The following is a 13,942-nucleotide window of genomic DNA, read 5'->3' as shown; positions in this document are numbered from 1 at the left end:
GTAGGGGTTAGCGCGAGGCGAGCGATAAAGAGGGCGGGGAAAAGAGCAGATCGGCCACGGTTTTTTGTGAAATCTTACGCACCAGCAGGCCAAACAGGGTGCACAGCAGCAGACAGGCGAACGGATACACCAGTAGCAGGGCCAGCTCTACGTATGCAGGCCAGGCGGCATGATTGATTTTGGGGATAAGCGTTAAGCTGAACAGCTCAACCAGAATACGGTGTGTGGTGTAGATGGCAATGGTATTGGCGCCAATCACGCTTAACGGACTGGACGCGCGCATGCCAAAGTGGAGCTCGAACTGATAAAACAGCTTCATGATCAACACAATGGAAAGGAGAGAAAGCAATAGCGAGACATTTGCCAGCCACGCGACGACGGCGACGATTGTGCAACCCAGAACAATGACCGCATGACGGCGCAGGGGCACCTCCTTGATCCACGCCATCAACATTGCGCCAAACCATGCGCCGAGGCTATACCAGGGCAAATTGCGAATCACGCTGTTCATTCCCCACCACGGGGTCGGGAAAAAATTGATCGCCACGCTCAGCGCCACAACTAATGCTAACAACGGTATCGCCCAACGGCTGAAAATTTTACACAGAACAAAATAGACAATCAGCGCGTACAGATACCACAGGCTGGTGCTGGCGGTCAGCATCCCGTGGGTAAAACCCGCAATCGAATCCGCATAAGCGGCGTTGGCGGCATGGGTCAGATCGCGCTGCGGGGCGAGCCAGTTATTGAGCGCCACCAACGCCAGCCATTGCACCACACCCCAAAGCACCAGCACCCAGGCGATACTCCAGATCCGTTTATCCACGCAGGTTGTCCACGGGACGTTATCGATGTAGCGACGGATCAGATACCCCGAAATAAAGAAAAACACCGGCATGCGAAACGGTGCCAGGTACAAATTGAGGTAAATCCAGCATTTGCTCAACACCTCTGACAGTGGATGCTGAAAGGTGGTGAGGTGCGGGTAAAATGTGATCACTGAGTGGTAAATCACCACCAGGCAAATGCATAACCCCTTGATTTGATTAATCCATAGTTCTTTTTTATTCATTGAGACGGCGCATCCATATTGATTGCAATAGCCTGCCATCCTGCGCAACCTGCTGTGCGCTGTAATGCGTAACTGTCTGCATTTTGTTTTTTTAGGATAAAGGTCAGGGATCAGGGTTGAAGGGAAGAGGGACAACTTTAGCGGTTTGATTTATTTATACTTTTAAGAATAGTGCTGACGAACACTTACGGTTCAGTCATTTACCCATTCCGCTTTCGCTTATATACTCGTGACTTTGCTAACAGCAACCAGACGGATTTCATGTACCAACCTGTCGCTCTATTCATCGGCCTGCGTTATATGCGTGGGCGTGCAGCAGATCGCTTCGGTCGCTTCGTTTCCTGGCTCTCCACCATTGGCATTACTCTCGGGGTAATGGCGCTGGTTACGGTGTTGTCGGTGATGAACGGTTTCGAGCGCGAGCTGCAAAACAATATTCTTGGCCTGATGCCTCAGGCCGTCCTCTCGTCTGAACAGGGTTCCCTAAACCCGCAACAGCTGCCGGAAAAAGCGGTGGTGTTGAACGGCGTCAACCGCGTCGCACCGATAACCACGGGGGATGTGGTACTGCAAAGTGCGCGTAGCGTGGCAGTCGGCGTGATGCTGGGTATTGACCCGGCGCAAAAAGATCCATTAACGCCATATCTGGTCAATGTGAAGCAAACAGATCTGCAGCCGGGTAAGTATAATGTCATCCTCGGAGAGCAGCTTGCCGGGCAACTGGGTGTTAATCGTGGCGATCAAATTCGCGTGATGGTGCCCTCAGCCAGCCAGTTTACCCCGATGGGGCGTCTGCCGAGCCAGCGTCTGTTTACGGTAATTGGCACCTTCGCCGCCAACAGCGAAGTCGACGGCTACCAGATGCTGACCAACATCCAGGATGCGTCACGTTTGATGCGTTACCCGGTGGGCAATATTACCGGCTGGCGTCTGTGGCTGAACGAACCGTTAAAGGTTGATACGCTGAGCCAGCAAACGCTGCCGCAAGGCACCAAATGGCAGGACTGGCGCGAGCGCAAAGGGGAATTGTTCCAGGCCGTGCGTATGGAGAAAAACATGATGGGGCTGCTGCTTAGCCTGATCGTGGCGGTGGCGGCATTTAATATTATTACCTCGCTGGGTCTGATGGTAATGGAGAAGCAAGGGGAAGTGGCGATTCTACAAACGCAGGGGCTGACGCCGCGGCAGATAATGATGGTGTTTATGGTTCAGGGGGCCAGTGCCGGGATTATCGGCGCGCTGCTGGGCGCGGTGCTGGGCGCATTACTCGCCAGTCAACTGAACAACCTGATGCCAATTATCGGTGTGCTTCTGGATGGGGCTGCGCTGCCGGTCGCCATTGAACCGCTGCAGGTTATCGTCATTGCGCTGGTGGCGATGGCCATCGCGCTGCTGTCTACGCTTTATCCTTCCTGGCGCGCTGCCGCCACTCAACCCGCTGAGGCTTTACGTTATGAATAAGATCCTGTTGCAATGCGACAACCTGTGCAAACGCTATCAGGAAGGCACAGTGCAGACCGATGTACTGCACGATGTCAGTTTTTGCGTCGGTGAAGGTGAGATGATGGCGATTGTCGGCAGCTCCGGTTCCGGTAAGAGTACGTTGCTGCATCTGTTAGGCGGGCTGGATACGCCAACTTCCGGCGATGTCATTTTTAGCGGTCAGCCGATGAGCAAACTCTCGTCGGCGGCGAAAGCGGAACTGCGTAATCAGAAGCTGGGCTTCATTTATCAGTTCCACCATCTGCTGCCGGACTTTACCGCGCTGGAAAACGTGGCGATGCCGTTGCTGATCGGCAAGAAAAAACCGGCTGAAATCACCGAGCGCGCACGGGATATGCTGAAAGCAGTAGGGCTGGACCATCGTGCCAGCCATCGTCCGTCTGAACTGTCAGGCGGTGAACGCCAGCGCGTGGCCATCGCTCGTGCGCTGGTGAATAACCCGCGCCTGGTACTGGCGGATGAGCCAACGGGTAACCTTGATGCGCGTAACGCGGACAGCATTTTCGAGCTTCTGGGTGAGCTGAACCGCTCTCAGGGCACGGCATTTTTGGTGGTGACACACGATCTGCAACTGGCGAAGCGCATGAGCCGCCAGCTTGAAATGCGCGATGGTCGCCTGACGGCTGAACTGAGCCTGATGGGAGCTGAGTAATGGCTTCGCCTTTATCGTTATTGATTGGTCTGCGTTTTAGCCGTGGTCGGCGGCGCGGCGGCATGGTCTCGCTGATTTCCGTGATTTCCACCGTTGGCATTGCGTTGGGCGTCGCGGTGTTGATCGTCGGCTTAAGCGCCATGAACGGATTTGAGCGTGAGCTTAACAACCGTATTCTGGCCGTGGTGCCGCACGGTGAGATTGAAGCCGTGAATCAGCCGTGGAACAACTGGCAGGAAGCGCTCGACAAGGTACAGAAGGTACCAGGCATTGCTGCTGCGGCGCCTTATATTAACTTTACCGGGTTGGTGGAGAGTGGGGCGAACCTACGCGCAGTGCAGGTGAAGGGCGTTGATCCGCAGCAGGAGCAGCGTTTAAGCGCGCTACCCTCGTTTGTGCAAAACCACGCATGGGATAATTTCAAAGCGGGTGAGCAACAAATCATTATTGGTAAGGGAATTGCCGATGCGCTGAAGGTGAAGCAGGGCGACTGGGTATCGATTATGATCCCTAACGCCAGTGCGGATCATAAGTTACAGCAGCCTAAACGCGTGCGTTTGCACGTCACGGGGATCCTGCAACTGAGCGGTCAGCTCGATCACAGCTTTGCCATGATCCCAATGGAAGATGCGCAGCAATACCTGGATATGGGATCCAGCGTTTCCGGGATCGCGCTGAAAGTGAACGACGTGTTTAACGCCAATAAGCTGGTGCGAGACGCGGGTGAAGTCACCAATAACTATGTGTACATTAAGAGCTGGATCGGTACTTATGGTTATATGTATCGCGATATCCAGATGATCCGCGCCATTATGTATCTGGCGATGGTGCTGGTGATTGGCGTGGCCTGTTTTAATATCGTTTCCACGTTAGTGATGGCGGTAAAAGACAAAAGCGGCGATATTGCGGTATTAAGAACCCTTGGGGCTAAAGATGGCCTTATCCGTGCCATTTTTGTCTGGTACGGCCTGCTGGCGGGGCTGTTCGGTAGCCTGATAGGCGTCGTCATTGGGGTGGTTGTCTCGCTGCAACTGACGCCGATCATTAACGGGATTGAGGCGCTTATCGGCCATCAGTTCCTGTCCGGCGATATCTATTTCATTGACTTCCTGCCATCGGAATTACACTGGCTGGATGTGATTTACGTGCTGGTGACAGCACTCGTGCTGAGTCTTTTGGCAAGTTGGTATCCGGCGCGTCGCGCCAGCAATATTGATCCTGCGAGAGTACTTAGCGGCCAATAACAATATATACACGAAAGCATTCATGCGGCGGTAAGGCGGCAAACCGAAATCTCCATGAGCATAGATAACGATGTTACTGGAGGGTGAGGGCGCAGCCAACCCCAAGGCATCTTGAAGGATGACGTGTATCAAGGAGCGGTGATGTATTACGGATTTGACATCGGCGGGACCAAAATTGCGCTGGGCGTATTTGATAAGCAACGTCGTTTGCAATGGGAAACACGCGTCCCTACGCCTCGCGACAGCTATGACGCTTTCCTTGATGCGGTCTGCAATCTGGTGACGGAAGCGGACCAGCGGTTCGGCGTTAAAGGTTCGGTCGGCATCGGCATTCCTGGCATGCCGGAGACGGAAGACGGCACGCTGTATGCGGCCAACGTTCCTGCTGCCAGTGGTAAGCCACTCCGCGCCGATCTCAGCGCTCGCCTTGACCGCGATGTGCGTCTGGATAACGATGCTAACTGTTTTGCCCTCTCCGAAGCCTGGGATGACGAGTTCACCCAATATCCACTCGTGATGGGGTTGATCCTCGGCACCGGTGTTGGCGGCGGTCTGGTGCTTAACGGGAAATCCATCACCGGGCGCAGCTATATCACCGGCGAGTTTGGTCATATCCGTTTGCCAGTCGATGCGCTGACGTTGATGGGCTTTGATTTCCCATTGCGCCGCTGCGGGTGCGGTCAACTGGGATGCATCGAAAGCTATCTTTCCGGCGGTGGATTTGCGTGGTTGTATCAGCATTACTACCATCAATCGCTGGATGCCCGTGAAATTATCGCGCTGTGGGAGCAGGGTGATGAACAAGCACGTGCCCATGTTGAACGCTATCTGGATTTGCTGGCGGTGTGCCTTGGGAATATCCTGACTATCGTCGATCCTGATTTGGTGGTGATTGGCGGAGGCTTGTCGAATTTTACCGCTATTACGACGCAACTGGCGGACCGACTGCCACGTCATCTGCTGCCGGTTGCCCGGGTGCCGCGTATTGAGCAGGCGCGACACGGTGATGCGGGCGGGATGCGCGGAGCCGCTTTCCTACATCTTACCGATTAATACAAAGAGGTTGTTATGCTGTCGCGCCGGGGTCATCGGTTAAGCCGCTTTCGTAAAAATAAACGCCATATGCGCGATCGCCTGCGTCAACGAATCTTTTTCAGAGACAGAGTGGTGCCTGAATTGATGGAAAAACCAAGAGTGTTGGTACTGACGGGAGCGGGAATCTCCGCTGAGTCAGGAATTCGAACCTTTCGCGCGGCGGATGGTCTCTGGGAAGAACATCGGGTAGAGGACGTTGCGACTCCGGAAGGATTTAGTCGTAATCCGCAGCTGGTCCAGTCGTTTTATAACGCCCGTCGTCATCAGTTGCAACAATCAGAAATCCAGCCTAACGCGGCGCATATCGCGCTGGCAAAACTCGAAGCCGAGCTGGGTGACCGTTTTTTACTGGTGACGCAGAACATTGATAACCTGCATGAACGTGCGGGCAGCCAGAACGTAATCCATATGCACGGCGAACTGCTCAAGGTTCGCTGTTCGCAAAGCGGGCAGATTCTGGAGTGGACTGGCGATGTGACTGCGGAAGATAAATGCCATTGTTGCCAGTTTCCGGCGCCGCTGCGCCCGCACGTGGTGTGGTTTGGTGAAATGCCGCTGGGCATGGATGAAATTTATATGGCACTGGCAATGGCCGATGTGTTCATTGCGATTGGTACATCGGGCCATGTATACCCGGCAGCGGGGTTTGTGCATGAAGCTCGACTACATGGGGCGCATACGGTAGAGCTAAATCTCGAACCGAGCCAGGTAGGAAGCGAGTTTGAAGAGAAGTATTACGGTCCGGCAAGCCAGGTGGTGCCTGAGTTTGTTGAGAAATTATTGAAAGGACTGTGATTTTTTTGCCCGATACGCGCAGCGCCATCGGGCATTCCTTACAACGCTGAATTAACGTCCTGCTTTCAGCTTCTGATAATACTCTTCATAGATAGCGCTGGCGGAACCGACATCGTTCTGCCATTCCCCTTTGTTGATGGTTTCTGCATCAGGGTAGAGGGTTTTATCGTTCGCGACTTCAGGGCTTAACAGCTTACGTGCTGCCAGGTTTGGCGTCGGATAACCGATGGTTTCCGCAACTTCTTTCGCCACGTCCGGGCGCAGCAGGAAGTTAATCAGCTTCAGCGCACCTTCTTTATTTTTTGCGTTTGCTGGAATAGACAGGCTGTCCATCCAGAAAATCCCACCTTCTTTCGGCCATACCACTTCCAGCGGTGTACCTGCCTGACGCGCAACATACGCGGAGCCGTTCCACACCATCCCCAGATTGACTTCGCCTTCCATATACGGGTTGGCCGGGTTGTCAGAGTTAAATGCCGCGACGTTAGGCATCAGCTTCTTCAATTCGTTATAGGCGGCTTCAATCTCTTTAGGATCGGTGGTATTGCCGGAGTATCCCAGCTTGCGCAGCGCCATCTGGAACACTTCTCGCGCATCATCCGTTAACAGCAGGCTACCTTTGTACTCCGGTTTCCACAGATCGGCCCAGCTGGTTACTGTTTTCGGGTCGATGGCATCGCTATTGATGCCAATGGCCGTCGCACCCCAGATATACGGGATAGAGTAGTCATTGTTGGGGTCGAATGGCTTGTTGAGCATTTCCGGATCGAGGTTGTGGAAGTTGGTCAACGTCGACTTGTCGATCTTCTGGATCATGCCTTCTTTGCGCATTTTATCGACGTAATAGGTGGACGGAACCACCAGATCGTATGCGCCGTCTTTATAGGTTTTGAGCTTGGCGTACATGGTTTCGTTCGACTCGTAGGTCGAATAGATAACCTTAATGCCGGTCTCTTTGGTGAACTGCTCCAGCAGTCCAGGCGGGACATACTCGGTCCAGTTATAGAAATAGAGCGTGTTGTTGTCATTAGCGTGAGCGGCGCTCATGCCCAGTGCCAGAGCACCCGCCGCGAGCAGGTGGCGTGACCATTTTTTCATCATTTAACGTCCCCTGAATTAAGGGCCTTAGCGGCCCTTGGTTTTATCACGTGCAATAAGCTGGCTGGCAATCACCATAACCAGCGACAGAACCAACAAAATGGTCGCCAGCGCGTTCACCTCTGGTGATACGCCGACTTTTACCATTGAGTAGATTTTTAACGGCAAAATTTCATAACCAGGCCCGGTGACGAAGGACGACACGACGACATCATCCATCGACAACGTAAAGCTCAGCAACCAGCCGGCAGCCACTGCAGGCATTGCCAGAGGCAGTATAATCTTGCGCAGAATAGTCACTTCACTGGCGCCAAGATCTTTGGCGGCTTCAAGCATTCGTACATCAAAACCTTTCAGACGTGAGTAAACCGTCACCACCACAAAAGGTAGACAAAAAGTGATATGCGAGAACAGCAGTGACCAGAAACCCAGTTGAATGCCGATCAGCATAAACAGCACCAGCAAAGAAATCGCCATTACGATATCCGGCGACATCATCACCACGAACAGCATGCCGCTGACAAACGGTTTACCGCGAAAACGGTAGCGGTACAGTGCAACCGCTGTGAGTGAGCCGATCAGCGTGGCAAACGTGGCGGATAGCACCGCCATCGTCAGCGAGTGTTGCGCTGCCTGTAGCAGGCTGTCGTTGTTCATCAGCAGGCCGTACCATTTGGTGGTAAAACCCTGCCAGTTGATGCCAAAGCGCGAGCTGTTAAAGGAGTTCACAATCAAAATAATGATTGGAATATACAGATACGCGTAGATGGCGGTCATAAAACCGCCTCTGAGCAGCCGACCGATCATTCGCGTTTCACCTTCTTGTTCAGAAGGCGCGATGTTTTCAGAGTATTGAAAATAATCAACTTTTTCTCTTCTCCAAAATCTCTCCAAAACTTCCCGCCAAAACAGATAGCCAAAAAGAAGCAGCTATCACTAAGGCCGCGAATTTTACAACAATTTTTAGGATGATCGGGAAAAAAAGGCCATTTAAATGACCAGCTTTACTCATTGCTGACTGCGAGTGGCGGTATAGAAATCGGTTCAGGGAACAATTAGCGCAAGCTACCGCTGTGGTGGTAAAGGGGAGGTACTTGACTGCAAAGCCACGAAAGAGCATGGCGTCCCAGTGTTTGAAACCTGTGAACGCTGCAGGGAGCATGCTTAACGAAGGGTAACGAAATTGACGGGAATAGTGGTTTTTTGGATATCAATTTCCTGGCCCGGTGGTAACAAAAAACAGAAAACACCAGAACGGCGTTTTACGCTATCTACAGCGTAAATTTCTTGAATCACCCTGTTTTACGACACAAGAATTTACCTTTAATGACACCGTCAAAGAAACGGCCTTTAGATTGCACTGTGAGAAAAGAGTTATAGATGCTTTCAGGAACACCCACATACTGGAAAGTTGAAGAATTTACGAACCCAATCTCCAGTATCTTTTCTAATGGGTAGTAACCAATAAATTTTATTTTTGATGAAATCATTGCCTGTCGTTGCATTTTTTCTCCTTCAAATTTTTTAATTTTCCTTCTCTGATAATACACTGATATGAAACAAAAGGAGCATAGTTTTGTAAATGTTATGGCTGTTTCAGAATTTACTGGTTGGATGAAATGATTTTCTTTGTTGCTTTAATTTCCTGAACTGCGAAAAATAGCACGAAAATTCGTTGCTGGATTTTTACGGATTGAAACGGGATTTCCTTTAAGTGACTGATAAATATATTCTATTTTATTTTTCGTTATCCTAGGGACGACCGGCTGTATGTTATTGCTAGTGAACAGAACTCATTGATTATGCTGTCTCAGTTTCCATTTCTAAGATTTTGCGAAAAATTAAATGAAAAAATAACTTGCTATTGTTTGTGGGGTGTGTGATTAATGAGGGGTTGGTTAGGTACACAGACCCATTAAAGCGGTTTAGTAAAGCAGTTCTCATCTCAAGCATTATCCACAGATAATCCTTTCTTTTGAGCCTTCTTATCGTTACTAATTAGATTGTGTGCGAAGCCCTTTTCGCCGTAAGGCTACATAGAATTTAAGGAATTACCTGTGTCTAATAAAATGACTGGTTTAGTAAAATGGTTTAACGAGTCTAAAGGTTTTGGTTTTATTACCCCTGACAATGGTAGTAAAGATGTGTTTGTACACTTCTCTGCTATTCAGAGTGGTGGCTTTAAAACGCTGAATGAAGGCCAAAAAGTTGAGTTCAGCATTACTGCTGGTGCAAAAGGGCCGTCAGCTGAAAACGTTGTAGCTGCCTGATATTTTTCCTGATGTAAACTAATATACGATAGCGAAGACGGTGAATGCCTGAGTAGATATATTAGTTTTTCAGAAACTCAACATCTGTCGACATAAAGCTGAACAGATGTCTGAGTCTAATCATTGGGTGGAACAGTTGAAATGATTATTTTATGAATGTCATTTGTTGTTTTACCTCTGTTGTTTTTCTTGCACGCTTAAGTGCATTCGTAAAAGCTAACAACATCCCAAAAATCGCTGGTGCTATAATATAAAGAAAATTATATTATTTTAGATTCCTCATGTGAACTGATAAGAAATATTTATTTTTTATTGCTTTTAATAGTGAGTTGTAACCTGATACTGAAAACCAAGAGAAACTATTAGTTAAATAGATCTTTTGGATATCACTGCGGTAGTGAGTGTTGTAGCAAATAAAGGCTAACATCATGACCGACCATATTTATTTTAAGTGCCCTTGTTGTCATGGGTCACAGTACAGAACTTCCCATTTTGATGTGACTGAGAAAAATCCCTTTGGTGCAAAGTGTATTTTTTGTAAATCCTCAATGATCACACCTGATAACTATGCGCCATATACTTCCAGTAAATCAAATGAACAGGTGTTGCGAAAGTAACATTTGGCTCTGACCTTCCAGTTAAGGCGGCAAGATTCATTATCATTGCCAGGCACTGGTTTAAGTCCAACAAGGGCCGTCAGTCTGCTACTATCTCATCGAATTGAGCGGGCGACTTTTGAACTTGCAGGAGACGAGGGTTTGATCCTCTATGGTTACACCATGAATAAAAACCTCGTTCTAACGGGGTTTTGTCATTTCAGGGTTATCCGTGCAACATACAAGTAAGCTGGGCAAAGAATTGTATTTTTTGTTTTGCTATTAACATCATGTCTGATGTGTAACGGTATTACTAATAACCATATAAAGGGCAACGCATTGAGAATCATACAAAACCATATTATGGCCCAGGAAATTGGTGAAACAGTTATCCAGCTACTTGAAAATGGAAAAAGGGTTACGACAGGGAATATCATTGATTTGATCGAACGGAAAAGTCATGCCTTGCACGGTCAAAAGGCCGATGAGATAAGAGAAATATTGATATTTATCAGGAAAAAATCTGTTCTGTAAACGAGTTATAAATCACCTACGGTGCTCACGGATTATGGTTTCTCAATCAAAGACCTACTGAGAGGCATCCAGCCTGGTAGTGCAAAACTCTTCTTTTCTGGCCCACACAATAGAATGGGCCTTTTTCATTACTAAAAGATAGGTTGTGATATCTGGACGGTGTGAGGCAATAATGATTACATATTTGTCGATTGACATTGAAATTAATTATTTTCTGTAAGCGCTTTTGTGATTAGGGTTGATAGTGCTTCAAGTTGGATAGCAAGTTGAATGCTCAACCAGACATATCCGTGAACGGCGCTTTCAATGATTTCCTCGCCCTCATTGGCGAGTAAAAGACAATGCAACTCTTTAGTAATTTCGAGAAGATGCTCGCTATTTGATGCTATCGGCGTTGGGTTTCCTTCATGCAAGGCATGTGCGAGGGTGTTGAGGGTGCTACGGGTCATTTGTTCCATATCTGACAGCGTGTGAGTATTCAATATGAGAAATCGACTGCCACGAGATGCCCAGTGGGCATTTATCTGAAATTTTTGCGCTGCTATCATATCGCGGGTTATCGATTGAATATCTTCAAGTAGACTCTTCGCAATCTTTGTTTCTTTATTTACTGGTGTAATAAGGCTGCGCATTTTTACTACATTATTCAGCGCTCGCGTTTGAAGTTTGGCCATTCTCGGGGGCGCAAGAACGTTTCGGGAGACTCCCGCAGTTGTTATTTTTAGATAATCAGAAAGAAAGTCAGCAAGTTGTATACGCCAGTTAATGAATGCTCTTTGGGGAAAAATGCTGGTAAACAACATCGCCAGAATGCATCCTATAATAATGTTGGTGCTTCGCCACAATGCTGTTTGTAAGTCTCCTGCAGGAGCGCTGCTGACAACCGCTAGCGTGATACCAATCAATAATGCGGCATAGGGACGTTTACTCATGGCCAGAAAACCACAAAGGAAAGCTGCGCATCCACACCACAGCATCATCATAGTGAGAGAGTACATTTCAATGTGTAATGCGATGATCCCCAAAATCGCACCCCCTACAGTTCCCGCCATACGTTCAAGTGCCCTGGGTATCACATTGCCCATGTAACTAATTGGTCCCATGACCACAACCAGTGTAATCAGGGGCCAGGAGTGGTCTGGTAAATTCAACATTCTTATCAGTAAGAAAGTTATAACAAATGCTAAAGCAATACGGATCCCATGAACTACACGATAGTTGCGGTAGATCTTAAGTTCTAAAGGACTTATCGGTTTATTCCGTTCAATGGAAAAAATATTGTTTTTCATTGGTTAAAATCTTTAACATAGACAGAATTATAAAGAATGTTCAGATATACACTGAAAAAATAATCTCGTCTTACTTTTTTAACTTATAAAAAAGGAGGGCGATGCCTGACATAGGTTATTGTTAATCAATTGCTAATGCAGTAGAGAAAGAAGACGTAATTTTTAATACCCACATTATCGTTGGATTTGCCATTATGGTGGTAAGCGGTTCTACACATATTGAGTGGCCCATGACTTAAATTCAACATGTTGACTTTGACAGATATTAAAAAGTTGTGGACTTCCAAAATACTGGTTAGCATGTTTAAAACGTTTTCTTTTTCAGGTTGTTATAAGGCTAAGCAAAACAGGTCAGATGGTTTCTGTGCACGGCTTTATATCAGCAACGGTATCATTATATTTATAACATATACACTTTGATGAGCTAAGGCCCGGACCAAAGCTCATGAGATATAAGTTCTGGTTACATTAGATGGAAGCAGTACACAACCTATTCATGTGTTATCGAAAAGCAACTACGTAAACAGAAAGTGCAAGTGCGAGAAATATCCAGTATTGAGAATGGTAATGGAAAAGTTTGAGCATAAATATCCTCCACAGATTCGGTTCCTAATTAATGGCAGATTTAAATGTCAACAACAAACAAAAAAGCATGGGTATTGATTGTTTGATTGTTTCATATTGTTTCAGTGGTGCTCTATGACGGTGCGTTTGCACCAACAATAAGATTCTTGCATTGTTATGGTGAGCTTAGTGTCAGCCGGGCATTAAGACACGATCAATCTACTGATAAATATAACCCAGACAGCCATATGCGGCTTTTTCTATCCTGTCTGTCACTCTTTGCCAGCTGCACACCGATGCAACAAAGCTTGCCCGCCGCCTGAATGCCGCAAAGCACACTGGAAATCTTGCCGTTCCTGCCAAAAGCAAAACAGCTGGAGCTGACGTTGTAATCCTCTCTGACATGCTCGGAAATTTCGTGGTAGACGCTAAATATTATGCTGAGATGGAGGAAATACGACTCTTCCGTGAGTCAAAATCCCTGAAAACTTAGGGTGATAGATAAAGGTCTTAAGCAGCATGACATAATTTTCGATTTAAGCTATTTAAATTCATTTTTGTGATAAGAATCATGTGCGATTTCCCTATAAAACTAAATCTTGCTATGTTTGGTTAATCATGCGTTAATGAATTCTTGGTTTGTAACGAATTTATCTAAAGCAAGTGCTGTAATAATTTTATTTCTTGTTCCTGTTGAGACTTCCTTGCTGGCTTTTCTCTCTGATGATTTTTTCGGACCATTCTGCCCAAGGGCTTACTCAAGAAAGGTAATAATTATGTCTAATAAAATGACTGGCTTAGTTAAATGGTTCAATCCTGAAAAAGGTTTTGGGTTTATCACCCCTAAAGATGGCAGTAAAGATGTGTTTGTACACTTTTCTGCTATCCAGAGTAATGATTTCAAGACGCTGAATGAGAATCAGGAAGTTGAGTTTAGTGTTGAACAGGGACCTAAAGGCCCCTCAGCAGTTAATGTCGTGGTTGTATAAGGTAACTGTTATTACACATCATATTCACTTCAGATGCCCGTGTTGCCACGGATCTCAGTACAGAACGTCGAGCTTTGATGTTACTGAAAAAAATCCTTTCGGAGCAAAATGTATTTTTTGCAAATCGATAATGATTACATTTGACAATGTTGCGCTATACATTCGTTCTGGTCAGACTTCGTTAGATTTTAGAAAATAAAGTTCAGGTTCCTTATGGAGCCTTTTTTGTATGCTAAACCGT

Annotated in this window: 16 protein-coding genes and 1 pseudogene; 12 read left to right on the top strand and 5 right to left on the bottom strand. The window is 47.5% G+C overall.

Going from position 1 to position 13,942, the window contains the following annotated elements; translation table 11 throughout:
• Positions 1-7: 7 nt before the first annotated feature.
• Positions 8-1,072, bottom strand: a complete 1,065-nt coding sequence (locus OGV93_RS21700) for an acyltransferase family protein (protein ID WP_287110128.1) — start codon at positions 1,070-1,072, stop codon at positions 8-10.
• Between the two features lie 261 nt (positions 1,073-1,333).
• Between OGV93_RS21700 and lolC the strand changes: the two genes are divergently transcribed.
• The 5 genes from lolC to cobB all read left to right on the top strand — a co-directional run bounded on the left by lolC (position 1,334) and on the right by cobB (position 6,361).
• Positions 1,334-2,533, top strand: coding sequence for a lipoprotein-releasing ABC transporter permease subunit LolC (lolC, locus tag OGV93_RS21695; RefSeq protein ID WP_003030806.1), 1,200 nt, complete (start codon positions 1,334-1,336; stop codon positions 2,531-2,533).
• Positions 2,526-3,227: a lipoprotein-releasing ABC transporter ATP-binding protein LolD gene (gene lolD, locus OGV93_RS21690; protein WP_003832278.1), complete on the top strand. Its 702-nt coding sequence runs from the start codon at positions 2,526-2,528 to the stop codon at positions 3,225-3,227. The genes lolC and lolD overlap by 8 nt, the downstream gene beginning before the upstream one ends.
• Entirely contained in the window at positions 3,227-4,471 is a 1,245-nt protein-coding gene (lolE, locus tag OGV93_RS21685; protein WP_016152683.1) for a lipoprotein-releasing ABC transporter permease subunit LolE, read from the top strand. The genes lolD and lolE overlap by 1 nt, the downstream gene beginning before the upstream one ends.
• Before the next feature lie 141 nt (positions 4,472-4,612).
• On the top strand, positions 4,613-5,524 hold the full coding sequence (nagK, locus tag OGV93_RS21680; protein ID WP_016152684.1) for an N-acetylglucosamine kinase: 912 nt from the start codon (positions 4,613-4,615) through the stop codon (positions 5,522-5,524).
• Positions 5,525-5,539: 15 nt separating this feature from the next.
• Positions 5,540-6,361, top strand: coding sequence for a Sir2 family NAD+-dependent deacetylase (cobB, locus tag OGV93_RS21675; protein WP_016152685.1), 822 nt, complete (start codon positions 5,540-5,542; stop codon positions 6,359-6,361).
• 51 nt (positions 6,362-6,412) lie between these two features.
• On the opposite strand, the gene potD is transcribed toward cobB, so the two are convergent.
• Entirely contained in the window at positions 6,413-7,459 is a 1,047-nt protein-coding gene (gene potD / locus OGV93_RS21670; protein WP_029139492.1) for a spermidine/putrescine ABC transporter substrate-binding protein PotD, read from the bottom strand.
• Between the two features lie 27 nt (positions 7,460-7,486).
• The gene (gene potC / locus OGV93_RS21665; protein ID WP_003030794.1) at positions 7,487-8,266 is read right to left on the bottom strand and encodes a spermidine/putrescine ABC transporter permease PotC; all 780 of its coding nucleotides are present in this window, start codon (positions 8,264-8,266) and stop codon (positions 7,487-7,489) included.
• Between the two features lie 238 nt (positions 8,267-8,504).
• Between potC and OGV93_RS21660 the strand changes: the two are divergent.
• Positions 8,505-8,612: pseudogene (locus tag OGV93_RS21660) on the top strand (antitermination protein Q); the annotation flags it as partial.
• Between the two features lie 139 nt (positions 8,613-8,751).
• Here the strand turns inward: OGV93_RS21660 and OGV93_RS21655 are convergent.
• Positions 8,752-8,964, bottom strand: a complete 213-nt coding sequence (locus OGV93_RS21655) for a KTSC domain-containing protein (RefSeq protein WP_016152687.1) — start codon at positions 8,962-8,964, stop codon at positions 8,752-8,754.
• 552 nt (positions 8,965-9,516) lie between these two features.
• Here OGV93_RS21655 and cspE point away from each other — a divergent pair.
• From cspE to OGV93_RS21640, 3 genes are all read left to right on the top strand, one after another.
• Positions 9,517-9,729, top strand: coding sequence for a transcription antiterminator/RNA stability regulator CspE (cspE, locus tag OGV93_RS21650; protein ID WP_005127641.1), 213 nt, complete (start codon positions 9,517-9,519; stop codon positions 9,727-9,729).
• Positions 9,730-10,157: 428 nt separating this feature from the next.
• The gene (ymcF, locus tag OGV93_RS21645; protein WP_071600303.1) at positions 10,158-10,346 is read left to right on the top strand and encodes a cold shock small protein YmcF; all 189 of its coding nucleotides are present in this window, start codon (positions 10,158-10,160) and stop codon (positions 10,344-10,346) included.
• A gap of 342 nt (positions 10,347-10,688) precedes the next feature.
• Positions 10,689-10,859, top strand: a complete 171-nt coding sequence (locus tag OGV93_RS21640; protein ID WP_223307937.1) for a hypothetical protein — start codon at positions 10,689-10,691, stop codon at positions 10,857-10,859.
• A gap of 203 nt (positions 10,860-11,062) precedes the next feature.
• Here the strand turns inward: OGV93_RS21640 and OGV93_RS21635 are convergent, their stop codons facing one another.
• Positions 11,063-12,148 (bottom strand): FUSC family protein, encoded by a 1,086-nt coding sequence (locus OGV93_RS21635; protein WP_047359316.1) that lies wholly within the window; start codon positions 12,146-12,148, stop codon positions 11,063-11,065.
• Between the two features lie 826 nt (positions 12,149-12,974).
• Between OGV93_RS21635 and OGV93_RS21630 the strand changes: the two genes are divergently transcribed.
• The 3 genes from OGV93_RS21630 to ymcF (OGV93_RS21620) all read left to right on the top strand — a co-directional run bounded on the left by OGV93_RS21630 (position 12,975) and on the right by ymcF (OGV93_RS21620) (position 13,900).
• The gene (locus tag OGV93_RS21630) at positions 12,975-13,205 is read left to right on the top strand and encodes a DUF2514 family protein (RefSeq protein WP_146086843.1); all 231 of its coding nucleotides are present in this window, start codon (positions 12,975-12,977) and stop codon (positions 13,203-13,205) included.
• A 283-nt stretch (positions 13,206-13,488) separates the two neighbouring features.
• Positions 13,489-13,701 (top strand): cold shock protein CspG, encoded by a 213-nt coding sequence (cspG, locus tag OGV93_RS21625; protein ID WP_016152690.1) that lies wholly within the window; start codon positions 13,489-13,491, stop codon positions 13,699-13,701.
• 10 nt (positions 13,702-13,711) lie between these two features.
• Positions 13,712-13,900, top strand: a complete 189-nt coding sequence (gene ymcF / locus OGV93_RS21620) for a cold shock small protein YmcF (RefSeq protein WP_100250067.1) — start codon at positions 13,712-13,714, stop codon at positions 13,898-13,900.
• The last annotated feature ends 42 nt before the right edge of the window (positions 13,901-13,942 follow it).

Source organism: Citrobacter sp. Cb031 (assembly GCF_030336725.1).
GTDB classification, from domain to species: Bacteria; Pseudomonadota; Gammaproteobacteria; order Enterobacterales; family Enterobacteriaceae; genus Citrobacter; species Citrobacter braakii.
The sequence above is the reverse complement of the archived record's forward strand: the minus strand, read 5'-3'. Positions and strand labels throughout refer to the sequence as shown.